The 24,767-nt window shown below is 70.8% G+C and carries 19 protein-coding genes and 1 tRNA gene; 16 read left to right on the top strand and 4 right to left on the bottom strand.

The window, feature by feature from the left end; genetic code table 11:
• Positions 1 to 139 precede the first annotated feature (139 nt).
• From gltB to HS048_RS15390, 6 genes are all read left to right on the top strand, one after another.
• Positions 140 to 4,657: a glutamate synthase large subunit gene (gltB, locus tag HS048_RS15365; RefSeq protein WP_084007922.1), complete on the top strand. Its 4,518-nt coding sequence runs from the start codon at positions 140 to 142 to the stop codon at positions 4,655 to 4,657.
• 14 nt (positions 4,658 to 4,671) lie between these two features.
• Positions 4,672 to 6,150 carry a glutamate synthase subunit beta gene (locus HS048_RS15370; protein WP_068894106.1) on the top strand — a complete coding sequence of 493 codons (1,479 nt, stop codon included), beginning with the start codon at positions 4,672 to 4,674 and terminating at the stop codon, positions 6,148 to 6,150.
• Between the two features lie 122 nt (positions 6,151 to 6,272).
• Positions 6,273 to 8,033 carry a S8 family serine peptidase gene (locus tag HS048_RS15375; RefSeq protein WP_196467288.1) on the top strand — a complete coding sequence of 587 codons (1,761 nt, stop codon included), beginning with the start codon at positions 6,273 to 6,275 and terminating at the stop codon, positions 8,031 to 8,033.
• Between the two features lie 71 nt (positions 8,034 to 8,104).
• Positions 8,105 to 8,524, top strand: a complete 420-nt coding sequence (locus HS048_RS15380; RefSeq protein ID WP_196467289.1) for a DUF2784 domain-containing protein — start codon at positions 8,105 to 8,107, stop codon at positions 8,522 to 8,524.
• 89 nt (positions 8,525 to 8,613) lie between these two features.
• The gene (gene pyk / locus HS048_RS15385; RefSeq protein ID WP_068894103.1) at positions 8,614 to 10,032 is read left to right on the top strand and encodes a pyruvate kinase; all 1,419 of its coding nucleotides are present in this window, start codon (positions 8,614 to 8,616) and stop codon (positions 10,030 to 10,032) included.
• Between the two features lie 157 nt (positions 10,033 to 10,189).
• Positions 10,190 to 10,495, top strand: a complete 306-nt coding sequence (locus HS048_RS15390) for a DUF6401 family natural product biosynthesis protein (RefSeq protein ID WP_196467290.1) — start codon at positions 10,190 to 10,192, stop codon at positions 10,493 to 10,495.
• A 91-nt stretch (positions 10,496 to 10,586) separates the two neighbouring features.
• Here HS048_RS15390 and HS048_RS15395 read toward each other — a convergent pair whose 3' ends face one another.
• Together HS048_RS15395 and HS048_RS15400 are read right to left on the bottom strand one after the other, a co-directional pair.
• Positions 10,587 to 11,426 (bottom strand): hypothetical protein, encoded by an 840-nt coding sequence (locus HS048_RS15395; RefSeq protein WP_196467922.1) that lies wholly within the window; start codon positions 11,424 to 11,426, stop codon positions 10,587 to 10,589.
• Between the two features lie 219 nt (positions 11,427 to 11,645).
• Positions 11,646 to 11,718, bottom strand: a tRNA-Leu gene (locus HS048_RS15400).
• A 113-nt stretch (positions 11,719 to 11,831) separates the two neighbouring features.
• Here HS048_RS15400 and HS048_RS15405 point away from each other — a divergent pair.
• The 6 genes from HS048_RS15405 (at position 11,832) to HS048_RS15430 (ending at position 17,809) form a co-directional block, all read left to right on the top strand.
• Positions 11,832 to 12,449 carry an ANTAR domain-containing response regulator gene (locus tag HS048_RS15405; protein WP_269435788.1) on the top strand — a complete coding sequence of 206 codons (618 nt, stop codon included), beginning with the start codon at positions 11,832 to 11,834 and terminating at the stop codon, positions 12,447 to 12,449.
• A 371-nt stretch (positions 12,450 to 12,820) separates the two neighbouring features.
• Positions 12,821 to 13,975, top strand: a complete 1,155-nt coding sequence (locus HS048_RS15410) for a branched-chain amino acid ABC transporter substrate-binding protein (RefSeq protein ID WP_068894100.1) — start codon at positions 12,821 to 12,823, stop codon at positions 13,973 to 13,975.
• A 157-nt stretch (positions 13,976 to 14,132) separates the two neighbouring features.
• Entirely contained in the window at positions 14,133 to 15,101 is a 969-nt protein-coding gene (locus HS048_RS15415) for a branched-chain amino acid ABC transporter permease (RefSeq protein WP_068894099.1), read from the top strand.
• Positions 15,098 to 16,246 (top strand): branched-chain amino acid ABC transporter permease, encoded by a 1,149-nt coding sequence (locus HS048_RS15420; protein WP_068894098.1) that lies wholly within the window; start codon positions 15,098 to 15,100, stop codon positions 16,244 to 16,246. The genes HS048_RS15415 and HS048_RS15420 overlap by 4 nt, the downstream gene beginning before the upstream one ends.
• A 44-nt stretch (positions 16,247 to 16,290) precedes the next feature.
• The gene (locus HS048_RS15425; protein WP_068894437.1) at positions 16,291 to 17,055 is read left to right on the top strand and encodes an ABC transporter ATP-binding protein; all 765 of its coding nucleotides are present in this window, start codon (positions 16,291 to 16,293) and stop codon (positions 17,053 to 17,055) included.
• Positions 17,045 to 17,809, top strand: a complete 765-nt coding sequence (locus tag HS048_RS15430) for an ABC transporter ATP-binding protein (protein WP_068894097.1) — start codon at positions 17,045 to 17,047, stop codon at positions 17,807 to 17,809. Before HS048_RS15425 ends, HS048_RS15430 begins: the two co-directional genes overlap by 11 nt.
• Before the next feature lie 60 nt (positions 17,810 to 17,869).
• On the opposite strand, the gene HS048_RS15435 is transcribed toward HS048_RS15430, so the two are convergent.
• On the bottom strand, positions 17,870 to 18,430 hold the full coding sequence (locus HS048_RS15435) for a hypothetical protein (RefSeq protein ID WP_068894436.1): 561 nt from the start codon (positions 18,428 to 18,430) through the stop codon (positions 17,870 to 17,872).
• A gap of 162 nt (positions 18,431 to 18,592) precedes the next feature.
• Here HS048_RS15435 and HS048_RS15440 point away from each other — a divergent pair, with 162 nt between their 5' ends.
• From HS048_RS15440 to HS048_RS15450, 3 genes are read left to right on the top strand one after another with little or no spacing between them, the layout of a single operon-like run.
• Positions 18,593 to 19,450, top strand: a complete 858-nt coding sequence (locus HS048_RS15440) for an ABC transporter substrate-binding protein (RefSeq protein WP_153054045.1) — start codon at positions 18,593 to 18,595, stop codon at positions 19,448 to 19,450.
• Positions 19,451 to 19,454: 4 nt separating this feature from the next.
• Positions 19,455 to 20,312, top strand: coding sequence for an amino acid ABC transporter permease (locus HS048_RS15445; protein ID WP_153054044.1), 858 nt, complete (start codon positions 19,455 to 19,457; stop codon positions 20,310 to 20,312).
• Positions 20,313 to 20,317: 5 nt separating this feature from the next.
• A complete protein-coding gene (locus HS048_RS15450; RefSeq protein WP_196467291.1) occupies positions 20,318 to 21,070 on the top strand; it encodes an amino acid ABC transporter ATP-binding protein in 753 nt (250 codons plus the stop codon).
• 347 nt (positions 21,071 to 21,417) lie between these two features.
• Here the strand turns inward: HS048_RS15450 and HS048_RS15455 are convergent, their stop codons facing one another.
• Entirely contained in the window at positions 21,418 to 21,765 is a 348-nt protein-coding gene (locus tag HS048_RS15455) for a PaaI family thioesterase (protein ID WP_230881618.1), read from the bottom strand.
• 142 nt (positions 21,766 to 21,907) lie between these two features.
• Between HS048_RS15455 and polA the strand changes: the two genes are divergently transcribed.
• Positions 21,908 to 24,637: a DNA polymerase I gene (gene polA, locus HS048_RS15460; protein ID WP_196467292.1), complete on the top strand. Its 2,730-nt coding sequence runs from the start codon at positions 21,908 to 21,910 to the stop codon at positions 24,635 to 24,637.
• Positions 24,638 to 24,767: the final 130 nt, after the last annotated feature.

Raw genomic sequence — 24,767 nt, forward strand, 5'->3', positions numbered from 1 at the left:
GCAGCAAATAGCTGCGACCGGGACCGGGTAGGCAGGTTTCCGACAGGGTACGGTAACCTCTACTCACCACGCAGCAGGGCCAACGTCGTCCCTTTGCTTGTTTCCACACGAAGCAGAAGAAGACGACGGGAGGGATTCAATGCCTGCTGCCCACCTCGGCTTTCCCGAGCCCCAGGGCCTCTACGACCCCGCGCACGAGCACGACGCCTGCGGTGTCGCCATGGTCGCGGACGTCGCCGGACGGCGCAGCCACGACATCGTCGCCAAGGCTCTGACGGCGCTGTGCAATCTCGATCACCGGGGGGCCCAGGGTAGCGAACCGGACACCGGTGACGGTGCCGGCATCCTGACGCAGATTCCTGACACGTTCCTGCGCGCGGTGGCCGCCGAAGCCGGTCTCCGCGAGCTGCCCCCCGCGGGTTCCTACGCCGCCGGCACGGCCTTCCTGCCGATCGACGCCGAGGCGCGCGCGACCGCCGAGCGGATGATCGAGGAGATCGCCGCGGAGGAGGGCCTGACCGTCCTCGGCTGGCGCGACGTCCCGGTCGACCCGACCCTCCCGGGCCCCAGCGCCCGGGCGGTGATGCCGTTCTTCCGCCAGCTCTTCGTCTCCTCCCCGGGCGGCGAGTCCGGCCTGGAGCTCGACCGGCTGGCCTTCTGCCTGCGCAAGCGGGCCGAGCACGAGGCGGACGTCTACTTCCCCTCGCTGTCGTCGCGGACGATCGTCTACAAGGGCATGCTCACCCCCGGCCAGGTCGAGCCGTTCTTCCCCGACCTGAGCGACGAGCGCTACGAGACCGCGATCTCCCTGGTCCACTCGCGCTTCTCCACCAACACGTTCCCGTCGTGGCCGCTGGCGCACCCCTACCGCTACGTCGCCCACAACGGCGAGATCAACACGGTCAAGGGCAACCGCAACTGGATGCGCGCCCGCGAGGCGATGCTGGAGACCGCCAACCTTCCCGGCGACCTGGCGCGGCTCTTCCCCATCTGCGACCCCGACAGCTCCGACACCGGCTCCTTCGACGAGGCGCTGGAGCTGCTCCACCTCGCGGGCCGTACGCTGCCGCACGCGGTGCTGATGATGATCCCCGAGGCGTGGGAGAACCACACCGAGATGGACCCCGCGCGGCGGGCGTTCTACGAGTTCCACTCCTCGCTGATGGAGGCCTGGGACGGCCCGGCCTCGATCACCTTCTCCGACGGCACCCTGGTCGGCGCGGTCCTCGACCGCAACGGCCTGCGCCCCGGCCGGTTCTGGGTCACCGACGACGGCCTCGTCGTGCTGGCCTCCGAGGCCGGCGTGCTCGACATCGAGCCCGAGCGGGTCGTCCGCAAGGGCCGCCTGCAGCCGGGCCGGATGTTCCTGATCGACACCGCTCGCGGCAAGATCATCGAGGACGATGAGATCAAGGCGGAGCTCGCCGCCGAGCTGCCCTACGCCGAGTGGCTCCACGCCGGCCTGGTCCGCTTCGAGGAGCTGCCCGCCCGTTCCCGCGAGATCCCGACCCACGAGGCGCTCGTCAAGCGGCAGCAGACCTTCGGCTACACCGAGGAGGAGCTGCGGATCATCCTGTCGCCGATGGCGAGGACCGGCGCCGAGCCGATCGGCTCGATGGGCACCGACACCCCCGTCGCCGTGCTCAGCGAGAAGCCCCGGCTGCTGTTCGACTACTTCAGCCAGCTGTTCGCGCAGGTCACCAACCCGCCGCTGGACGCCATCCGCGAGGAGCTCGTCACCTCCCTGGCCAGCACGATCGGTCCCGAGGGCAACCTGCTCGACCCGGGCCCGGCCTCCTGCCGCCAGCTGGTCCTGCCGTACCCGGTGATCGACAACGACGAGCTCGCCAAGATCATCCACATCAACGACGAGGGCGCCCTCCCCGGCTTCCAGCCGTACGTCGTCTCCGGCCTGTACGAGGTCGCGGGCGGCGGCCAGGCGCTGGTCCGGCGCCTGACCGAGATCCGGGCCGAGGTCTCCGCGGCCATCGCCGGCGGCGCGCGGATCATCGTGCTGTCCGACCGGGGCTCCTCCGCGGAGCTCGCCCCGATCCCGTCGCTGATGCTCACCGGCGCGGTCCACCACCACCTGATCGCCGAGAAGACCCGGACCCGGGTGGGCCTGGTCATCGAGACCGGCGAGGCCCGCGAGTGCCACCACATGGCGCTGCTGATCGGGTACGGCGCCGGGGCGGTCAACCCCTACCTCGCCATCGAGACCGTCGAGGACATGGTCGACACCGGCGTGCTGAAGGTCGACCGGCACAAGGCCGTGCGCAACCTGATCAAGGCGTACGGCAAGGGCGTGCTGAAGGTCATGTCCAAGATGGGCGTGTCCACCGTCGCCTCCTACACCGGCGCGCAGATCTTCGAGGCGCTCGGGCTCGGCCAGGAGGTCGTCGACACCTGCTTCGCCGGGACCACCTCCCGCCTGGGCGGCGTCGGCTTCGACGTCCTGGCGCGCGAGACCGCCGAGCGGCACCTGCGGGCCTACCCGCGCGTGGAGAACGCCCACCGCCGGCTGGAGGTCGGCGGCGAGTACCAGTGGCGCCGCGAGGGCGAGCCGCACCTGTTCAACCCCGAGACCGTCTTCAAGCTGCAGCACGCCACCCGCACCCGCCGCTACGAGATCTTCAAGGAGTACACGGGTCTCGTGGACTCCCAGGCGGAGCGGCTGATGACGCTGCGCGGGCTGTTCCGGTTCAGGGACGGCGTACGCGAGCCGGTCCCCATCGACGAGGTCGAGCCGGTCAGCGAGATCGTCAAGCGGTTCTCCACCGGCGCGATGTCGTACGGCTCCATCTCCGCCGAGGCGCACGAGACGCTGGCGATCGCGATGAACCGGCTGGGCGGCAAGTCCAACACCGGCGAGGGCGGCGAGGACCCCGAGCGCCTCTACGACCCGGCCCGCCGCTCCTCGATCAAGCAGGTGGCCTCCGGCCGCTTCGGCGTGACCAGCGAGTACCTCGTCAACGCCGACGACATCCAGATCAAGATGGCCCAGGGCGCCAAGCCCGGCGAGGGCGGCCAGCTGCCCGGCCACAAGGTCTACCCGTGGATCGCCAAGACCCGGCACTCCACCCCCGGCGTCGGCCTCATCTCGCCGCCGCCGCACCACGACATCTACTCCATCGAGGACCTCGCCCAGCTCATCCACGACCTGAAGAACGCCAACCCGGTCGCCCGCGTGCACGTCAAGCTCGTGGCCGAGGTCGGCGTCGGCACGGTCGCGGCGGGCGTGAGCAAGGCCCACGCCGACGTCGTGCTCATCTCCGGCCACGACGGCGGCACCGGCGCGTCCCCGCTGACCTCGCTCAAGCACGCCGGCGCCCCCTGGGAGCTGGGCCTGGCCGAGACCCAGCAGACGCTGCTGCTCAACGGACTGCGCGACCGGATCACGGTCCAGGTCGACGGCCAGCTCAAGACCGGCCGAGACGTGGTCATCGCCGCGCTGCTCGGCGCCGAGGAGTACGGCTTCGCCACCGCGCCGCTGGTCGTCTCCGGCTGCGTCATGATGCGCGTCTGCCACCTGGACACCTGCCCGGTCGGCGTCGCCACCCAGAACCCCGAGCTGCGCCGGCGCTTCACCGGCAGGCCCGAGTTCGTGGTCAACTTCTTCGAGTTCATCGCCGAGGAGATCCGCGAGTACCTCGCCCAGCTGGGCTTCCGCTCGCTGGAGGAGGCCATCGGCCACGCCGAGCTGCTCGACACCGCCTCGGCGGAGGACCACTGGAAGGCGGCCGGCCTGGACCTCGGGCCGATCCTGCACCAGCCGGAACTGCCCGAGGGCGCCGCGGTGCGCAAGGTGCGCGAGCAGGACCACGGCCTGGACGCCGCCCTGGACAACACCCTCATCCAGCTGGCCGAGGGCGCCCTGGCGGACGGCACCCCGGTCACGCTGGACCTGCCCATCCGCAACGTCAACCGCACGGTCGGCACCATGCTCGGCCACGAGGTGACCAAGCGGTACGGCGGCGCGGGCCTGCCCGACGGCACCATCGACGTCCGGTTCACCGGCTCGGCGGGCAACTCCTTCGGCGCCTTCGTCCCGCGCGGCATCACGCTGCGCCTGACCGGCGACGCCAACGACTACCTCGGCAAGGGCCTGTCCGGCGGCCGGATCATCGTCCGGCCGCACGAGGCCGCCCCGCTCGACGGCCACATCATCGCCGGCAACGTCGGCCTGTACGGCGCGACCTCCGGTGAGGCGTTCGTCCGCGGCGTCATGGGCGAGCGGTTCTGCGTCCGCAACTCCGGCGCCACCGCGGTCGTCGAGGGCGTCGGCGACCACGGCTGCGAGTACATGACCGGCGGGCGGGTCGTCGTGCTCGGCCCGACCGGCCGCAACTTCGCGGCCGGCATGTCCGGCGGCATCGCCTACCTGCTCGACCTCGACCCCGCGCGGGTCAACCGCGAGATGGTGGAGATCGAACCTCTCGGCGAGGCCGACTCCGAGGAGCTGCGGAAGATCGTCGAAGCGCACCTGGCGGAGACGGGCTCCCCGGTCGCCAGGGAGCTGCTGGCCGACTGGGACCCGGCGCGCTTCAGCAAGATCATGCCGACCGACTACAAGCGGGTCCTGCGCGCCGCCGAGGCCGCACGGCTCGAGGGCAGGGACATCGACGAGGCGGTCATGACGGCCGCGGTCCAGGGATAAGGGGGGTAACACCGATGGCTGACCCGAAGGGTTTCCTGAACCACGGGCGCGAGCTGCCGGCGCGCCGCCCGGTGGACGTCCGCATCCGCGACTGGCGGGAGGTCTACCAGGACTTCCCCGCCGAGAAGCTGACGAGGCAGGCGTCCCGCTGCATGGACTGCGGCATCCCGTTCTGCCACAACGGCTGCCCGCTCGGCAACCTCATCCCCGAGTGGAACGACCTGGTCTACCGGGACGACTGGCGCGAGGCGATCGAGCGGCTGCACGCCACCAACAACTTCCCGGAGTTCACCGGTCGCCTGTGCCCGGCTCCGTGTGAGGCGGCGTGCGTGCTGGGCATCAACTCCGACCCGGTCGCGATCAAGCGGGTCGAGGTCGAGATCATCGACCGCGCCTTCGACGAGGGCTGGGTCGTCCCGCAGGTCCCGCCGGTCAGGACGGGCAAGCGGGTGGCGGTCGTCGGTTCGGGCCCCGCGGGCCTGGCCGCCGCTCAGCAGCTCACCCGCGCCGGGCACGACGTGGTGGTCTTCGAGCGGGCCGACCGGATCGGCGGCCTGCTCCGCTACGGCATCCCCGAGTTCAAGATGGAGAAGCGCCACATCGACCGGCGGCTCGAGCAGATGCGGGCCGAGGGCACCGAGTTCCGCACGGGCGTGAATGTCGGCGTGGACGTCACCGCCGCGCAGCTGCGCGCGGAGTTCGACGCGGTGGTCCTGGCCGGGGGCGCGACCCAGTGGCGGGACCTGCCCGTCGCCGGGCGCGACCTGGGCGGCATCCACCAGGCGATGGAGTACCTCCCGCCGGCCAACAGGGTCCAGGAGGGCGACTTCCCCGAGTCCCCGATCTCGGCGAAGGGCAAGCACGTCGTGGTGATCGGCGGCGGCGACACCGGCGCCGACTGCATCGGCACCGCGATCCGGCAGGGCGCCGCCTCGGTGACCCAGCTGGAGATCATGCCGCAGCCGCCGGCCGTCCGGCCGGGCAGCCAGCCGTGGCCCACGTTCCCCATCCTGTTCAAGATGGAGAGCGCCCACGAGGAGCTGGCCGACGACGGCGGGCAGCGGGTCTACGCGGTCTCCACCACCGAGTTCGTCGGCGACGCCGACGGCAACGTCCGGGCGCTGCGCCTGGTCGAGGTGGAGGGGCCGGCGAAGGGCTTCGCGCCGATCCCGGGCACTGAGCGGGAGATCCCGGCGGAGCTGGTCACCCTGGCGATGGGCTTCACCGGCCCGGAGAAGAACGCCCTGCTGGCGGACCTGGCCGCCGAGGGCGGCGAGGGCTTCTACGACGCCCGGGGCAACGTCGCCCGCGACAAGGGCTACATGTCCGCCGTCGAGGGTGTGTTCGTGGCCGGCGACATGGGCCGCGGCCAGTCGCTGATCGTCTGGGCGATCGCCGAGGGCCGCTCGGCCGCCGCGGCGGCCGACCGCCACCTCACCGGGAAGACGGCTCTGCCGGTCGCGATCCCGCCGACCGCGCGGCCGCTCGTCTGACGTCCCGGGCCGCGGGGCCCGCACACCGTGCGGACCTCGCGGCCCCGCCGGTCGCCGAGTTGCTTTACCGGATACATGCCTGAAAGATGCTGGTTCTAGGTCTTTGTGGGCATGGAGGGTGAATGGAACACGGGAGAGGGCTCCTGACGGCCGCGGTGCTGGCCGCGGCCGTCACCCTGGCGGGCGCCCCCGCCGCGGGGGCCGCCGGTACGGCCTCCGCCCCGGCCTCCGCGGCCTCCACCGGGCAGGCCCGTGACCACCTGGTCTTCTACACCCCGGGCGGGCACGCCCGGGCGCTGCTGGCCGTCGCCGCGGCCGGCGGCGAGGTCCTGTCCACCGAGCCGAAGCTCGGCTACGTCGTCGCCAGGGCCGCCGGGGGCTCCTCCGCGCGCTTCGTCGAGGAGCTCGCCGGGGACCCCGCCGTCGCGGGCGTCTCCTCCGACCGCAGGATCGGCACCGCCACCGCGCGCCCCCCGGCCCCGGCCCGGGGCACGGCGACGAGGCTCCGCCCCGCAGGGCCCGCGACCCGGGCGGCGGGCGCGTCCTTCCCCGAGGCGGGCGCGTTCTCCCGGAGCGAGACCGGCGCCGAGCCGCTCGCCGGACGCCAGTGGGACATGAGGATGATCGGCGCCACCGCCGCCGGCTCCCACGCCACCGCCCCCGGCGACCGGAAGGTCCTGGTGGGCGTCATCGACACCGGCGTCGACGGCAGGCACCCCGACATCGCGCCCAACTTCGACCGCGAGCGCAGCCGCAACTTCGTCACCGACCTGCCGGAGGACCCCACCGGCGCGGAGCTCGACGGACCGTGCGAGTTCAAAGGCTGCAAGGACCCCGCCGACTGGGACGACGACGGCCACGGCACCCACGTCGCCAGCACCATCGCCTCCCCGGTCAACGGCCTCGGCATCGCCGGGGTCGCCCCCGGCGTGACCCTGGTCAACCTCCGGGCGGGGCAGGACTCCGGCCTGTTCTTCCTCAAGCCCAGCCTCGACGCGCTCACCTACGCCGCCGACACCGGCATCGACGTGGTCAACATGAGCTACTACGTCGACCCGTGGCTGTTCAACTGCGCGGCCAACCCCGCCGACTCCAAGGCCGAGCAGCTGGAGCAGCGCGGCGTCATCACCGGCATGCAGCGGGCCCTCGACTACGCCCGCAAGCGCGGCGTCACGCTCATCAGCGCCATCGGCAACGGCTCCACCGACCTCGGGCGGCCGAAGACCGACACGACGAGCCCCGACTACCCGGCCGAGGCGGCGCGCGTCCGCAAGGTCGACAACTCCTGCCTCAACGTGCCGGCCGAGTCCAGGGGCGTCGTCTCGGTCTCCGCGGTCGGCCCGAGCGGGCGCAAGGCCTACTACTCCGACTACGGCACCGAGCAGACCGACCTGGCGGCGCCCGGCGGCGACGAGTACGACGGCGGCACGGGGTTCGACGTCACCAGGACGGTCCTGGCCGCCGTCCCCGAGCACGTCGTCCGCGCCCAGGGCCTGCTCGCCAAGGACGGCAGGCCCACCAGCACGAGCGTGGTGCGCGACTGCCAGGGCGGGACCTGCGCCTACTACCAGTATCTCGCGGGCACCTCCATGGCCGCCCCGCACGCCACCGGCGTCGCCGCGATCCTGGTGAGCCGCTTCGGCGAGCCCGGCCGCTTCCGCGAGGGAGCGGGCTGGGACGAGCTCACCATGCCCCCCGCCGACGTCGAGCGCCTGCTGTACGCCAGCGCGGTGAAGAAGGCGTGCCCCTCGCCCCGCACGTACGTCTACCGTTACGAGCAGGCGAAGGAGCGGCACACCTGCGAGGGCGGGAAGGCCCGCAACGGTTTCTACGGCCGCGGCGTCGTCAGCGCGGCCCGGGCCGCCGCCGTCGACCACGACTGACCCGCCCCGGGCCGGCCCGCCGCGGGGAGAAGCGGGGTCCTCCCGGTGCGCGGAGCGGCTTATCGTGGACCATGGCGTATCTCCTCATCGGGGAAGCCGCGATGGTGGTGCACTTCCTCTTCCTCGTCTTCATGGCGGTCGGCGGGTTCCTCGCCTGGCGCCGGCCCCGCCTCATCGGAGCCCACCTCGCCGTCGCCGCCTGGGGGGTGTTCTCCGTCACCACCGGGGCCGAGTGCCCGCTGACGGTCGTCGAGGACTGGGGCAGGCGCAACGCGGGGGAGCGGGGGCTCGCGCCGGGAGGCTTCATCGACCACTACATCGAAGGGGTGGTCTACCCCGAGGAGTACGCCGACCTGGCCCGTCTCGCCGTCGCCGTCCTCGTCGCCGTCTCCTGGACCGGCTTCCTCCTGCAGGCCCGCCGCCGGAGGGCACGGACACGGCACGGACACGGCGGCCCGGACACGGAGGGGCCGGTTCACCACCTGCCGTAGCCCGGGGGTAGCGTTATGTCACCGATTATTTCTCCGACGCTATGGCCACTGTCACATCCGAGTGGTCTGTACCAATTAGGCTAGGACCCGTGACTCGTCGCGCGAAAATCGTCTGCACTCTCGGCCCCGCCACCTCCTCTCCCGAACGCCTGCGCGAGCTCATCGCCGCCGGCATGGACGTGGCCCGCTTCAACCTCAGCCACGGCAGCCACGAGCTGCACAAAGAGGTCTACGACAGAGTGAGGGAGGCTGCCGCCGAGCTCGGCCGCGGCGTGGGCGTGCTCGCCGACCTGCAGGGGCCCAAGATCCGCGTCGGCAGGTTCGAGGACGGCCCCGTCCGCCTGGGCTTCGGCGACGTCTTCACCATCACCACCGAAGACGTCCCCGGCGATCGGGAGCAGGTCTCCACCACCTACCTCGGCCTGCCCAAGGACGTCCGCCCCGGCGACAGCATCCTGGTCGACGACGGCCGGGTCCACCTCGAGGTCACCCGGGTGGAGGGCCCGCGCGTCACCACCCGGGTCGTCATCGGCGGCATGATCTCCGACAACAAGGGCCTCAACCTGCCCGGCGTCGACGTCAGCGCCCCCGCCCTCACCGACAAGGACGAGGCCGACCTCCGGTGGGCCCTGCGCACCGGGTTCGACATGATCGCGCTCTCCTTCGTGCGCCGGCCCTCCGACGCCCACGTCGTGCGCAACATCATGGAGCAGGAGGCGGTCCGGCTCCCGCTGCTGGCCAAGATCGAGAAGCCGCAGGCGGTCGACCTCCTGCCCGAGATCGTCGAGGCCTTCGACGGCATCATGGTCGCCCGCGGCGACCTCGGCGTGGAGCTCCCCCTGGAGGACGTGCCGATCGTGCAGAAGCGCGCGATCGAGCTCTGCCGGGAGAAGGCCCGCCCGGTCATCGTCGCCACCCAGATGTTGGACTCGATGATGAGCGCCCCGCGCCCCACCCGGGCCGAGGCCTCCGACGTCGCCTACGCCGTGATGGACGGCGCCGACGCGGTCATGCTCTCCGGTGAGACCTCGGTCGGGACCTACCCGATCGAGTCCGTCGAGACGATGAGCCGCATCGCCAGCGCCGCCGAGCGCTCCGTGCTGGAGGCCACCCACAGCCTGCACCGCCTCCCGGAGACCACCGGCGGGGCCATCGCCAGGGCCGCGGCCGAGGTGGGCGCCATCGTCGGGGCCAAGGCGCTGGTGGCCTTCACCATGTCCGGTGAGACCGCCCGCCGGCTGGCCCGCTACCGCTCGCCGATCCCGCTGCTGGCCTTCACCTCCGCCTCGCACGTGCGCAACCAGCTCGCCCTGGTCTGGGGCGTGGAGACCTTCGAGGTCCCCTTCGTCCACCACACCGACGACATGGTCCGTCAGGTCGAGGCCGCCCTGCTCACCCAGGCCCGGCTGGAGAAGGGCGACAAGGTCGTCATCGTCGCGGGCTCCCCTCCCGGTCACGCCGGCACCACCAACGCCCTGCGGGTCCACACCATCGGCGCCGCGGTCTGACGCGCCCCGCCGGACGCGCGACCGCGTGCCCGGCGGGGAGCCCGGCCGGGTGCAGTAGTGGTGCATAACTCCCAATGAGGGGGCGAAACGGTCGTTTTCCTTCCCTCGGCGGCTTATCGTGACTGCCGTACCGGCAGCACACACCCAGGGAACGACCGTGTCCGAACGATCATGGCCCGCCCGGCTCCGCGCGGAGTTCGCCCAGCGGGTGCTCGACCTGCGCGCCCAGCACCCGGGGGTCGGCGCGGCGCTCGACCAGCACGCCGCCGAGGTGCGGCAGGCCATCGTCTCCCTCGGCCAGCAGGTCGGGCCGGCCTCGCTGCTCGGCTACCTCATCGGCTTCTGGGACGGCGCCCACGAGATGGGCTGGCGGGCGCCCGGCCCGGACCAGCCACTCGACTTCGCGGCGCTGCGGCTCAGCGCGGTCTGCCTGATGCTCGATCCGGCGCCCGCCTCGGCCTGAGCCCCACCGCGCACGGGACGACCCCGTACGGCGGGCCGTGCACCCGCCCCCGGCCGGAGGCGGGTGCACGGCCCGCGGCGGCGGCTCCGGCTCACGCCCGCGGCGGCGGCGTCTCCCCGGGCCGGGAGTGGGGCCCCGGAGCGGAGTGCAGCACGCCCTCGCCGGAGGGCTGCGGTGTGGCGCCCGAAGCCGGCGGGTGCACGGTCCCCGGTGCTCCCACGGACGACCTCGCGTCCGTCCGCCCCCGGTCGTAGGCGGCCGCCTGGCCGCGCAGGGCGTCGGTCTCGCTCTCGGCCCGGTCCAGCCATCCCTCCCAGCGCCGCTGCATCGGGCGGATCAGGCCGCCGCCGACGCCGACGACGAGGATGCCCGCGACGGTGGCCAGGAAGGCCACCAGCACCGGCGTGGTCACCGTGGTGGCCACCTCTATCTGGTTCAGCGCGGCGATCACGCCGAGGCCGATGATGAACACCGCGGCGATGTTCGCCAGGACCCGGCCGTAGGACAGGCCGCCCAGCGCACCGGAGATGATGTCCTTCACCGCGTTGGCGATGGCCGCGGCGACCACCACGATCACGATCGCCACGGCGGCCTTCGGCAGCCAGGCCACCACGCCGCCGAGCAGGGCGCTGATCGGGTTCGGGCCGAAGACGGAGAAGCCGATCTGCAGGGTGATCAGCAGCACCGCGTAGTAGATGAGCTTGGCGATCAGATCCGAGGCGTCGTAGCGGCTGCGCTCCAGCGCGCGGCCGATCCCGCCCCGTTCGACCCACCGGTCGAACCCGACCCTCTCCAGGACGGCGTCGACCGCCTTGTACAGGAGTTTGGCGATCACCCAGCCCACCAGCAGGATCACCAGGAACGCGACGAACCGGGGGACGAAGGCGACGACCGACGCCCAGGCGTCGGACACGCCCCTGCCGAGATCGATGGGAGCGGCCATGGGGGCCTCCTCGTTGACGTACGGCACAGACCCACCGAGACGGTGGGTCTCCCAACGTGGATAAATGCCCCAACTGCTGACTTATATCCACAAAACCGGCATGCCGTACGTGTTCGGTGAGGGTGCGGCGGCGGAGGCCAGAGGGCGGCGCCGGGACGGGAAAGCGGAGGAGCCACCCCGCGCTAGGCCGGGTGGCTCCTGGTGAGGTGCCCCGAGTGGGATTCGAACCCACACTCGATGGTGTTTGAGACCATTTCCTCTGCCGTTGGGATATCGGGGCCCGTTCCCGGTCCGTGGGGACCGCGGCTGCCGGCTGTGATCTTAACCCAGGGGCGGATCGATCACGGGCACCGGCGTGGTTCCAATCTAGCGGACGTCGGTACTCTCTTGCTCGTGAGTACGCAGCGGCGAGTGGTGATCGCGGAAGACGAGGCGTTGATCCGCCTCGACCTCAAGGAGATGCTGGAAGAGGACGGATACGCCGTCGTCGGCGAGGCCGGGGACGGGGAGAGCGCGGTCAGGCTGGCGTCCGAGCTCAGGCCCGATCTGGTGATCCTGGACGTGAAGATGCCCGTCCTGGACGGGATCTCGGCCGCCGAGCAGATCGTGTCGCAGCGGATCGCGCCGTGCCTGATCCTGACCGCCTTCTCGCAGCGGGACCTGGTCGAGCGGGCCAGGGACGCCGGGGCGATGGCCTACCTGGTGAAGCCGTTCACGAAGTCGGACCTGGTGCCGGCGATCGAGATGGCGGTGAGCCGGCACGAGGAGATCGCGGCGCTGGAGCGGGAGGTCGGCACCCTCTCGGAGCGCCTGGAGACGCGCAAGCTCGTGGAGCGGGCCAAGGGGCTGCTCATGGCCGAGCACGGGTGGAGCGAGCCGCAGGCGTTCCGGTGGATCCAGAAGGCCTCCATGGACCGGCGGCTGAGCATGCGCGAGGTGGCGCAGATCGTGGTGGGCGGGACGCCCGCACCGGGGGCGGACGGCGGGGGCGGTGAGGCCGCGGGAGCCTGACGGCGGCCGCTCGGCCCGGCGTCCCGCCGCGCGGCGGGACGATCTTTCGCGGTGAGCCCGCGCGCCCCCTGGAAAGCAGGGGCGCGCGGGCTCTCGCGTGTCCGAAAGGTGGGACGGGAAAGATCGCAGGTCGGGGGTGCCGGCGGCCTTTGCGCTGGTAGATGAATAGGATCGGTGTAATAACGAAGCGGTAACGGCAGGCGTTCCTGTACCGACCTGTGACATCCGCTGGCTGTACTAACCGACACAACCTCCTGACCACCCCGTCAGGGGAGGGCATCTGTGAACTCGGTCCCGACGAAGGGCCGGGTGAAAGGAAGGCAACCTTGCGGCCTAAGACTGCTCGCCTCGGTGGAGTGCTTGCCGCCGGCATGGCGCTCGCCCTCGGTCTCGCTGCCTGCGGCAACGGCGGCTCGGAGACCACGCCGGCGGACGGCGGCTCCAACGCTGCCGCCCCGGGCACCGTCAAGATCGGCTTCATGGGTGACCTGACCGGTGCGAACGCCGGCATCGTCATCCCGCCGCGGAACGGTGCGAAGCTCGCCATCGACCAGTACAACAAGACCAACCCCGCGGTGAAGATCGAGCTGGTCGAGTACGACAGCCAGGCCGACCCGTCCAAGGCCGTCGCCCTGGCCCAGCAGGCCATCAAGACCGACAAGATCGTGGGCCTGGTGGGCCCGGCGTTCTCCGGCGAGTCGGCCCAGGTCGGCCCGGTCCTGGAGGAGGCGAAGCTCCCGAGCGTCTCGGCCTCGGCCACGAACGTGAAGCTCGCCGAGAACGGCTGGAAGTACTGGCACCGCGTGCTGCCGAACGACGGCGTCCAGGGTCCCGGCATCGCCGACTTCATCGTGGACGGCGCCGCGGCCAAGAACGTCTTCGTCATCGACGACAAGTCCGAGTACGGCAAGCCCCTGGCCGACGCGGTCCGCGCCCAGCTGAAGACCAAGGGCGCCACGGTGACCGACGACTCGCTCGACCCGGCGGAGAGCGACTTCTCCTCGGTCGTGAACAAGGTCGCCGCGGCCAAGCCGGACGCGATCTTCTTCGGCGGCTACTACGCCGCGGGCGGCAACCTGCTCAAGCAGCTCCGCGACAAGAACGTGGACGCCAAGTTCCTCTCCGGCGACGGCTCGCTGGACAAGGGCCTGATCGAGGGCGCCGGCGCGGAGAACGCCGAGGGCGCGCTCATCGGCTGCCCCTGCTACATCGCCACCCCGGACGTCACGGACGCCAAGGTGAAGGACTTCGCCGCCTCCTACAAGGCCGCCTACAACGCCGACCCGGCGATCTACGCCTCCGAGGGCTTCGACGCCGCGACGGTCTTCATCGAGGCGATCAAGGCCGGCAAGACCACGCCCGAGGACATCAACCAGTTCATCTCCACGGTGGACTTCGCGGGCGTCTCCAAGCAGGTGAAGTTCGCCCCGAACGGTGAGGTCGAGGCCAAGGACATCTACATCTACCAGGTCAAGGGCGGCGCGATCACGCTGCTCGGCAAGGCCGCGGAGGCGAAGCTGGGCTGAGTCCGCAGGCTCCGAGGAGAGTTGGTAGTCGGCGCGGGGAGCGGGACGGCCGCGGTTGCGGTCCCCGCTCTCCGCGCACTTCCGGGAGGTCCACGAGATCCGCTGGAAGCGGCTACCGGACAGTGCAGGCGATCCCCGCTAGAAGTGGTAATCCTCAGTGTTCAATGACTTCATCAATCAGTTCTGGCCGTCGACGGTCGACGGCCTGGCCTTCGGGTCGATCTACGCCCTGATCGCGCTCGGCTACACGATGGTGTACGGCGTGCTCAGGCTGATCAACTTCGCGCACTCCGAAGTGTTCATGATCGGCACCTTCGGTGCGATGTTCGTGCCGTTCGTACTGGGCATCAACTCGGCGCTCACCGGCCTCGCGCTGGTCGGCGTGATCATCCTGATGATCCTGGCCGGCATGCTCGCCTCCGCGGGCACGGCGGTGGCGCTGGAGCGCATCGCCTACCGGCCGCTGCGCCGCCGAGGCGCGTCGCGCCTGGCGGCCCTCATCTCCGCGATCGGCGCCTCGATCTTCCTCCAGGAGCTGTTCGCGCTCATCGTGATCCCGGAGGTCTTCGACCGCCCCCAGCAGGGCCGGATCCAGATGGCCCTGCCCCGGATCATGGAGCGGACCGAGCTGTTCTCCATCGCCGGCCATCCGGTCCGGGTGGACCAGGTGCTGGTCATCGTGGCGGCGATCGGCATGATGATCGTGCTGGACCGGCTGGTGAACCGCACGAAGATCGGCCGCGGCATCCGCGCCACCGCGCAGAACCCCGAGGCCGCGGTCCTGATGGGCGTCAACATCGACTACATCGTGCGGATGACGTTCCTCATCGGCGGCGGCATGGCCGGCGTGGCCGGCGCGCTGTACCTGATCGCCTATGAGAACACGAACTACTACATCGGGTTCCTCTTCGGCATCAAGGCGTTCACCGCGGCCGTCCTGGGCGGCATCGGCAACCTGCGGGGCGCCCTGGTCGGCGGAATCACGCTCGGTCTGGTGGAGAACTACGGAGCGATCTTCTTCGGTTCCGACTGGAAGCACGTGATCTCCTTCACCATCCTCGTCTTGGTCCTGATGTTCCGCCCCACCGGCATCCTCGGTGAATCACTCCAGCAGGCGCGCGCATGAACGACAAGCAGACTTCCGTGGCAGGACTCCGCCGGCGGCTGGGCCATGCCGGCGACGCGGTGCACGACTACTGGCAGCAGGCCCCGGGCTGGCAGCGCTGGGCCGTCTACCTGCTCCTGATCGTCGGGGCGCTGCTGCTGCCGTCCGAGACCATCGGCAGCTTCATGTCGCCCGACACCGACTGGGCGACGATCCTGTTCTTCCCGATCGGCACCTACGTGCTGCTGGCCATCGGCCTGAACGTCGTGGTGGGCCAGGCCGGCCTGCTCGACCTGGGCTTCGTCGCGTTCTACGCCGTCGGCGGCTACGCGATGGCGCTGCTCGGCACCCGGATGGGCTGGAACTTCTGGGTCATCATGGTGGCCGGCATCCTGATCTGCGCGCTGTCCGGCATCACGCTGGGCGCCCCGACGCTGCGGCTGCGCGGCGACTACCTGGCGATCGTCACGCTGGGCTTCGGTGAGATCATCCGCATCACCGCCCGGAACACCGACGAGATCGGCGGCCCGAACGGCATCCGCGGCATCCCGCACCCGCCGAGCATCGAGGGCATCTACATCGGCGACGTCGAGATCTTCAAGTACGGCGTGCTCGACCCGCGGCCCTACTACTACCTGCTGGTGGCCCTCGCCGTCGTGGTGATCATCCTGGTCAAGCGCTGGGAGAAGAGCCGGGTGGGACGCGCCTGGGCGGCGATCCGGGAGGACGAGGACGCGGCCGAGGTCATGGGCGTGCCGACCTTCCGCTTCAAGATGCTGGCCTTCGCCATCGGCGCCTCGATCGGCGGTGCGATGGGCGTGCTGTGGGCGGCCAAGTCCATCTCGATCAACCCGAACGACTTCCAGTTCCTGCTCTCGGCGACGATCCTGGCCGCGGTGGTCATGGGCGGCGCGGGCAACCTGCCGGGCGTCATGCTGGGCGCGTTCATCGTGGCGTGGCTGCCCGAGCGCTTCCGCGGCCTGCAGGAGTACCGCATGCTGATCTTCGGTGCGGTGCTCGTCGCGCTGATGATCTTCCGTCCGGAGGGCCTGCTCCCGTCGCGCCAGCGAAAAGCGGAGCTGAAAGAGGGATCAGGCGGGATGGGTACGCTCGGTGCAGAGGTGCCCGGGCCGGAGTCGCACGGTGAGGAGGTGGCCTCCAAGTGAGCACCGAAGCGAGTGCTGCGGACCAGGCGCGCGGTGGCCGCGCGATGCTGGAGCTGAAGGACCTCGTCATGCGGTTCGGCGGCGTCACGGCGCTGAACGACGTGAACCTGACGGTCAACGAGGGCGAGATCTTCGCGCTCATCGGCCCGAACGGCGCCGGCAAGACCACGGTGTTCAACGTGGTGACCGGCGTCTACCGACCGACCCAGGGCGAGGTCCGCTTCCTGGGCGAGAAGATCAGCGGGACCAAGCGTTTCAAGATCACCCGTAAGGGCGTGGCCCGGACGTTCCAGAACATCCGGCTGTTCCACAACATGACGGCGGTCGAGAACATCATGGTGGGCGCGGACGCCCACCACCGGTCCGGCATGGTGAGCGTGGCGCTCGGCCTGCCCTGGCACCGCCAGGCGGAGCGGGACGGCCGCAAACTGGCGATGGAGCTGCTGGAGTTCGTCGGCATCCCGCACCGCGCGCACGACCACGCCAAGAACCTGCCCTACGGCGACCAGCGGCGCCTGGAGATCGCCCGGGCATTGGCGACCGACCCGAAGCTGCTGCTGCTGGACGAGCCCGCCGCGGGCATGAACCCGGCGGAGAAGGTGGCGCTGCAGCAGCTCATCCGCGACATCCGGGACGCCGGGCGGACGATTCTGATCATCGAGCACGACATGAGCCTCATCATGGGCATCAGCGACCGCATCGCGGTGCTGGACTTCGGCCAGAAGATCGCCGACGGTCTGCCCGACGAGGTGCGGAACGACCCCCGGGTCGTCGAGGCGTATTTGGGGGCACCGGCAGATGCTTCTTGAGATCAAGGACATCCACGTCCACTACGGCAAGATCGCGGCGCTCAAGGGCATCTCGGTCGAGGTGAACGAGGGCGAGATCGTCACGCTCATCGGAGCGAACGGGGCGGGCAAGACGACCACCCTGAAGACGATCTCCGGGCTGCGCGGCCTGACGTCGGGGAGCATCGTCTTCGACGGCCAGGACATCAGCAAGATGCCCGGCCACAAGCGCGTGATGGCGGGTCTGGGGCAGGCCCCCGAGGGCCGCGGCATCTTCCCCGGCATGACGGTCCACGACAATCTGCTGATGGGCGCCTACACCCGCTCGGGTGACTTCGGCGCCGAGCTCGCCGAGGCCTACGAGCTGTTCCCCCGGCTGGCCGAGCGCCGCAACCAGGCGGCCGGCACGATGTCCGGCGGCGAGCAGCAGATGCTCGCCATCGGCCGGGCGCTGATGGCCAAGCCGAAGGTGCTGCTGCTGGACGAGCCGTCCATGGGCCTGGCCCCGCTGCTGGTCCAGCAGATCTTCGACATCATCGAGGAGATCAACCGGCGCGGCGTCACGGTGCTGCTGGTGGAGCAGAACGCCCAGCAGGCGCTGAAGCTCGCCCACCGGGCCTACGTGCTGGAGACCGGCAGGGTGGTCAAGAGCGCCCCCGCGGCGCAGCTGCTCGACGACCCCGACGTGCAGGCCGCCTACCTCGGCGGCGGTCTCGGGCACGACGAGCCCGCGCCGGGGCCGGCCGCGGCCGAGCCGCCCGCGGGCGAGGCGTGAGCCGTACGGTGTGATCACGGGCGGACCCGCCGCGACGGCGGGTCCGCCCGTTCGCGCGGCTCAGCCCAGCGGCACCGTGACGCCGTCCGTGCGGGTGTAGCCCAGCGGCGGGTCGCCGTACAGCCGGATCCCGGTCACCGAGGCCTCCTCGGGGACGTCGAACCACAGGTCCATCTCGACCCGGACGCCCGCGCCCAGCAGGAAGACGTCCGGCTGCCGCTTGGTCGCCTGGGCGAACGCGTCGACCGGGTGGGCCGCGCCGTCGGAGGTGAGCAGCCGCTGCCTGCCGGCGTCGAAGCGGGAGTTGGTGCGCCCGGGGTTGTCGGCGACGATCCGCACCACCACGTACTGGCCCCTGGCCTGCCACTCGGCGTGGCTGGCGAAGAAGCCGCTGAGCCCCTTCTGCAGGCCGATCACCTGGAACCGGGTGTCGCCGTCCTGCACGGGGGCGGCCGTGACGCGGATCTCGCCGGGCCTGACGGGACGGGGCGGGAGCTCGTACGTCGGCGTCGCGGCGGCCCGGCGGGCGGAGTCCGTCCGGGGCTCCGGGCGCCCGGAGCAGGCGGCGGCCGGCAGGAGGAGGAGTGCGGCGGCCGCGACGGCCACGGCGGTGCGGGGCATGAAGATCACGCTAGATCGGGGTACGTGGGAGTAATACGCACGGCTGAACTTGTTGTCCGAATCGTGTCACAGCGGTGACCTGCCCTGCCGCAGCTGTAAGGCAGCATCACCCCCATTGAGGTATCCATGCAAAGAGCGACATTGACCGAGAAGGAGGCCGTCGTGGGCCTGAGTTTCATTCCCCGCCGGATGCTCGCGGTGGGCGCCGTGGTCGTCGCCGGCGCGCTGAGCCTGTCGGCCTGCGGCGGTGGCGACTCCACCACCGCCAGCCCCAGCGCGGGTGCCTCGTCCAGCGCCCCGGCCGCCGCCGCCGACGGCCCCAAGCTGGTCACCCCCGGCAAGCTGACCACCTGCACGAGCCTGCCGTACCCGCCCTTCCAGTACAAGGAGGGCGACAAGGTCGTCGGCTTCGACGTCGACATCGTCGACCTGGCCGCCAAGAAGCTCGGTGTGACGCAGGAGATCGTCGACATCAAGTTCGACTCGATCAAGAGCGGTGCGGCGCTCAACGCCGGCAAGTGCGACGTGGCCGCCGCGGGCATGACCATCACCGAGGAGCGCAAGGCCAACCTCGACTTCTCCGACCCGTACTTCGACGAGGTGATCGCCTTCCTGTCGCCCAAGGGCAAGAAGATCAACACGATCGAGGAGGTCAAGGCGGGCAACCTGCGCTTCGGCGTGCAGGCGGCGACCACGAGCCTCGACTACGCCAAGAGCAAGGGCTTCGACCCCAAGCAGTTCGACGACGCGGGCAAGCAGATCGCCGCGCTGCAGGCAGGTCAGGTCGACGTGGTCCTGCAGGACCTGCCGGTCATCAACGACTGGCTGAAGAAGCCCGAGATCGCCGAGAAGTTCGAGCTGGGCGGCGTCATCGAGACCGGCGCCCAGTACGGCGTGGCCGCCAAGAAGGGCAGCACCGAGCTGGTGAAGGCCCTGAACGACGCCATCTCCGCGGCCAAGGCGGACGGCAGCTACGACACCATCTACGAGAAGTGGTTCGGGAAGAAGCCGGGCGCCTGATTCCATGTCAGAACAGTCCACGATGACCGGGCCTCCGGTCGGCCCCTCCGGAGCGTCCTCCGGAGGGGCGGGGCTCAGTCCCCGTCAGCGGCGGAACATCAGCCGCGGCGTCCAGTACGCCGTCTTCGTCGTCCTCGCCGCCCTGGTGGTGAGCTGGGCCGATTGGGCGGCGATCCGCGAGCACTTCCTCGACATGAAGGTGGCGGAGAACCTCTTCCCGGAGATCTTCACCATCGCGCTGAAGAACACGGTGATCTACACGGTCTCCGGGTACGTCCTGGGCTTCTTCCTGGGACTGGTGGTCGCGCTCATGCGGCTGTCCTCCGCGGCGCCCAACCGGTGGATCGCACTCGTCTACATCGAGGTCTTCCGCGGTCTCCCGGCGGTGCTCGTCTTCATCCTGCTCGGACTGGCGGTTCCGACCGCGTTCCCGGGCATCCGGTTCCCCTTCGACGAGTACGGCGTCGTCGCGATCGCGCTCGGTCTGGTCTCGGCGGCCTACATGGCCGAGACGATCCGGGCGGGCCTGCAGGCGGTGCCGCGGGGCCAGATGGAGGCGGCGCGCTCGCTGGGCATGTCGTACTCCAGGGCCATGATCACGGTGGTGATCCCGCAGGCGCTGCGCATCGTGATCCCTCCGCTCACCAACGAGCTGATCCTGCTGTTCAAGGACTCCTCGCTGGTGTTCGCGATCGGTGTCACCTCGGCGACGAGCGAACTGACCAAGTTCGGCCAGGACATCGCCACCGAGTACGCCGACAGCACGCCGCTGCTGCTGGCCGGTGCGACCTACCTGCTCATCACGATCCCGCTGAGCATCGTGGTGCGGCGGCTCGAAGCACGCCAGGCTAAGGCGCGGTGAGGGACATGGCACACGCAGTAGAGATCAGGAACCTGCACAAGTCGTTCGGTGCGCTGCAGGTCCTCAAGGGCATCGACTTCACCGTCGACCCCGGCCAGGTGGTCTGCGTCATCGGACCGTCGGGTTCCGGCAAGTCCACGCTGCTGCGCTGCGTGAACCTGCTGGAGGAGCCCACCTCGGGCCAGGTGGTGGTGGACGGGGTCGAGCTGACCCACCGCGACGTCGACATCGACGCCGCCCGCCGCCGGGTCGGCATGGTCTTCCAGCAGTTCAACCTCTTCCCGCACATGACCGCGCTGGAGAACGTCATGGTCGCCCAGCGCCGCGTGCTCAAGCGCGGCCGGGCGGAGGCGGAGCGCATCGCCGTGGAGAACCTGGAGAAGGTGGGCGTCGCCGACAAACGCGACTCCTATCCGGCGCAGCTCTCCGGCGGCCAGCAGCAGCGGGTGGCGATCGCCCGGGCGCTGGCGATGAGCCCGGCGCTGATGCTCTTCGACGAGCCCACCTCGGCGCTCGACCCGGAGCTGGTCGGCGACGTGCTCACGGTCATGCGCAAGCTGGCCGAGGAGGGCATGACCATGCTGGTGGTCACCCACGAGATGGCGTTCGCCCGCGACGTGGCCGACCGGGTGGTCTTCATGGACGGCGGCGTCATCGTCGAGGACGGCCCGGCCGAGCAGGTCATCGGCGCGCCGCGGCACGAGCGCACCAAGTCCTTCCTGCGCCGGGTGCTGGACCCGACCCACACCGACGTCTGAGCCCTCCGGAGGGCCCGCAGGCCGTGGCCCGTCCCCCTTCCCCGGGGGTGCGGGCCACCGGTGCGCCCGGGGAAGGCGGCGAGAACGCCGGGGAGGGGTGCGGGTGCCCTGCGCCTGCGGGGCGCGGGAACGCCGGGGGAGGGGCACGAGGACGCCAGAGTGAGAGGTGCGGGTGCCCTGCGGGGCGCGAGCCCGCGGGGAGGCCTTTGGCGCCGTGTGGAGCTTCCCCGACTCCGCACGTTTTCTACTCGGCCCCCCGCGGGCGTCGCCGTCACCCACCGTAACCCCACCGGAGCCGAGAGCGCAAAGATATGCGCCGCCCGCCCGGACTTCTTCGGGCGCCGCCCTCAGGGGGCGTCGCGGAGCATGCAGGTGAGCCGGGAGGTGCACACGCGCCGTCCCTGCTCGTCGGTGATCTCGATGTCGTAGGTGGCGACCGTCCGGCCGCCGTGCAGGCGGGTGGCCACGCCGGTGACCAGGCCGGAGGTGGCCGAGCGGTGGTGGGTGGCGTTGATCTCGATGCCGACGGCGATGCGGCCGGGGCCGGCGTGCAGGGCCGAGCCGACGGAGCCGATGGTCTCGGCCAGGACGCAGGACGCGCCGCCGTGCAGCAGGCCGTACGGCTGGGTGTTGCCCTCGACGGGCATGGTGGCGACGACGCGCTCGGCGCTCGCCTCCAGGATCTCGATGCCCATCCGCTCGACCAGGGTGTTCCTGTGCGCGCCGCCCAGCAGTTCCTCGATGGGGGACGTCTCGTCGGGATCGGTCATGGTCAAGGGATGACTCCTGTCACGCGGGGCCAGGTTTTCTGTCGCACCAGGAGACTAGGCTTCTGCTGTGCCGAAGAGTGAAGCGACCCCTACTCGTCCGTGTCTCCTGCTGCTGGATGGGCATTCTCTGGCCTATCGGGCGTTCTACGCGCTGCCTGAGGAGAACTTCTCCACCTCCACGGGGCAGAAGACCAACGCCGTCTACGGGTTCACGTCGATGCTGGTCAACGTGCTCCGCGACGAGCGGCCGTCCCACGTGGCGGTCTGCTTCGACCGCTCGGAGCCGACGTTCCGGCACGAGGAGTACGCCGGCTACAAGGCCACCCGCAGCGCCAGCCCGGACAGCTTCCGCAGCCAGATGAGCCTGATCCACGAGATGCTCGACGCGCTGCGCGTCCCGCACCTGTCGCTGGCCGGCTACGAGGCCGACGACCTGATCGCCACGCTCGCCACCCGGGCCGCCGAGCAGGACATGGACGTGCTGGTCGTCACCGGCGACCGCGACGCGCTGCAGCTCGTCGACGAGCGGATCACGGTGCTGATGACCCGGGTCGGGATCAGCAACATGACCCGGTTCACCCCCGAGGCCGTGCTGGAGAAATACGACCTCACTCCGGCCCAATACCCCGACTTCGCCGCCATCCGCGGCGACGTCAGCGACAACCTGCTGAACATCCCGGGAGTGGGGGAGAAGACCGCGGCCAAGTGGATCAGGGAGTTCGGCTCGCTGGAGGAGCTGGTCGACCGGGTCGACGAGGTCAAGGGCAAGGTCGGCGACAAGCTCCGCGAGCACCTCGACCAGGTGCTGATGAACCGCCGCCTGACCCAGCTGGTGCGCGACGTGCCGCTGGAGCAGGAGGTCGCCGGGCTGAAGGTCGGCGAGCTGGACCGCGCCGAGATCGACAAGATCCTCGACACCCTGGAGTTCCGGGGCGAGATCCGCGAGCGGCTCTTCAAGACCCTCGGCTCGGCCGAGTCCGGGTCCGAGGCCGGCGCCGGGGACGGCTTCGAGGTCGACGTCGTCGTGCTCGGTCCCGGCGAGGTGGCCGGGTGGCTGGAGGCGCTGCCCGAGGGGCGGTCCGGCCTGGCCTTCACGGGGGCGTACGGCAGGGGCACCGGCCGGATCGACGGTGTGGCGATCGCCGCGCCGGCCGGCGGGCAGGAAGGCGGCGCGGGCGGCTCCCGGGCGGCGTTCGTCGACCCGTCCGGGCTGACCGAGGCCGACGAGGCGGCGCTGCGCGCCTGGCTGGCCGACGAGGCCAGGCCCAAGGCGGTGCACGACGCCAAGGGGTTCATGCTGGCGCTCTGGGCGCAGGGGCTGGAGCTGCGCGGGCTGTCCTGCGACACGGCGCTGGCCGCCTACCTGGCGGCCCCGGGGCAGCGCTCGTTCGTCCTGGAGGACCTGGTCCGGGTCTACCTCGGCCGCGAGCTGAAGGGCGAGGCCCCGGCGGACGGGCAGACCTCCCTGTTCGACGACCAGGAGGCCGACGCGGCCCGCGACCTCGCTCTCAGGGCCTCGGCCGTGCGCGACCTCGCGGGCGCACTGGAGGCGTTCCTGGAGCCGCGGGCGGCCACCAGCCTGCTGCGGGACGTGGAGCTGCCGCTGGTGACCGTCCTGGCCGAGATGGAGCGGACGGGCATCGCCGCCGACCGCGACCACCTCGGCGGGCTGGAGGAGGAGTTCCGGGCCGCGGTGAAGCAGGCCGTCGAGGAGGCCCACGCGTCGGTGGGCGAGCAGTTCAACCTGGGCTCGCCCAAGCAGCTCCAGGAGATCCTCTTCGTCAGACTGGGGCTGCCCAAGACGAAGAAGATCAAGACCGGCTACAGCACCGACGCCGACCAGCTGGCCTGGCTGGCCGCGCAGACCGAGCACGAGCTTCCGACGATCATGCTGCGCCACCGGGACCAGGAGAAGCTGCGGGTCACGGTCGAGGGGCTGATCAAGGAGATCTCCGACGACGGCCGGATCCACACGACGTTCGAGCAGACGGTGGCGGCCACCGGGCGGCTGAGCTCCAAGCAGCCCAACCTGCAGAACATCCCGATCCGCACCGCCGAGGGCCGCCGCATCCGGCAGGGGTTCACGGTCGGCTCCGGCTACGAGACGCTGCTGACCGCCGACTACAGCCAGATCGAGCTGCGCATCATGGCCCACCTGTCCGGCGACGAGGCGCTGATCGCCGCGTTCGAGTCGGGGCACGACTTCCACCAGGCGACCGCGGCGCGGGTCTTCGGCACCGAGCCGGAGGAGGTCACCGGCGAGATGCGCGCCAAGATCAAGGCGATGAACTACGGGCTGGCCTACGGCCTGTCCGACTTCGGGCTGTCCGCGCAGCTCGGCATCCCGGTGCCGGAGGCCAGAGGCCTCAAGGAGGAGTACTTCGAGGAGTTCGGCGGCATCCGCGACTTCCTCAACGCGATCGTCGCCCGGGCCCGGCAGGACGGCTACACCGAGACCATCCTCGGCCGCCGCCGCTACCTGCCCGACCTCAACAGCGACAACCGCCAGCGCCGCGACATGGCCGAGCGGATGGCGCTCAACGCGCCGATCCAGGGCTCGGCGGCGGACATCATCAAGATCGCGATGCTGCGGGTGGGCGCCGCGCTGCGCGAGGCGGGCCTGGATTCGCGGATGCTGCTCCAGGTCCACGACGAGCTCGTGTTCGAGGTCGCGCCGGGTGAGCTGGAGACCCTGCGCGAGCTGGTCAGGACCCGGATGAACACCGCCTACGAGCTGCGCGTCCCGCTCGAGGTGTCGGTGGGCGTCGGGCGCACGTGGCAGGACGCCGGCCACTGACCGCCGGGCCGGTGGGCCGGTGGTGGGGGTGCTGCGAGGGCGCTGCGAGGGCGCTGTGAGGTGTGTCCGGGCTTGTCCCGGTCTGTTCTAGGGTTGGACGGCAGGCCGACACCTCGACGGGCACGGGAGT

The sequence above is a fragment of the Planomonospora sp. ID91781 genome (assembly GCF_015711595.1).
In the GTDB taxonomy this organism is placed as follows: Bacteria; Actinomycetota; Actinomycetes; order Streptosporangiales; family Streptosporangiaceae; genus Planomonospora; species Planomonospora parontospora.

Excerpts from the sequence above, each read along its gene's own strand:
- HS048_RS15370 (WP_068894106.1), top strand. The coding sequence starts at position 4,672 with ATGGCTGACCCGAAGGGTTTCCTGAACCACGGGCGCGAGCTGCCGGCG.
- HS048_RS15455 (WP_230881618.1), bottom strand. The coding sequence starts at position 21,765 with ATGGGCATCGAGATCCTGGAGGCGAGCGCCGAGCGCGTCGTCGCCACC.
- HS048_RS15445 (WP_153054044.1), top strand. The coding sequence starts at position 19,455 with ATGTCAGAACAGTCCACGATGACCGGGCCTCCGGTCGGCCCCTCCGGA.
- HS048_RS15430 (WP_068894097.1), top strand. The coding sequence starts at position 17,045 with ATGCTTCTTGAGATCAAGGACATCCACGTCCACTACGGCAAGATCGCG.
- HS048_RS15420 (WP_068894098.1), top strand. The coding sequence starts at position 15,098 with ATGAACGACAAGCAGACTTCCGTGGCAGGACTCCGCCGGCGGCTGGGC.
- gltB (WP_084007922.1), top strand. The coding sequence starts at position 140 with ATGCCTGCTGCCCACCTCGGCTTTCCCGAGCCCCAGGGCCTCTACGAC.
- HS048_RS15425 (WP_068894437.1), top strand. The coding sequence starts at position 16,291 with ATGCTGGAGCTGAAGGACCTCGTCATGCGGTTCGGCGGCGTCACGGCG.
- HS048_RS15450 (WP_196467291.1), top strand. The coding sequence starts at position 20,318 with ATGGCACACGCAGTAGAGATCAGGAACCTGCACAAGTCGTTCGGTGCG.
- HS048_RS15380 (WP_196467289.1), top strand. The coding sequence starts at position 8,105 with ATGGCGTATCTCCTCATCGGGGAAGCCGCGATGGTGGTGCACTTCCTC.
- HS048_RS15435 (WP_068894436.1), bottom strand. The coding sequence starts at position 18,430 with ATGCCCCGCACCGCCGTGGCCGTCGCGGCCGCCGCACTCCTCCTCCTG.
- HS048_RS15375 (WP_196467288.1), top strand. The coding sequence starts at position 6,273 with ATGGAACACGGGAGAGGGCTCCTGACGGCCGCGGTGCTGGCCGCGGCC.
- HS048_RS15410 (WP_068894100.1), top strand. The coding sequence starts at position 12,821 with ATGGCGCTCGCCCTCGGTCTCGCTGCCTGCGGCAACGGCGGCTCGGAG.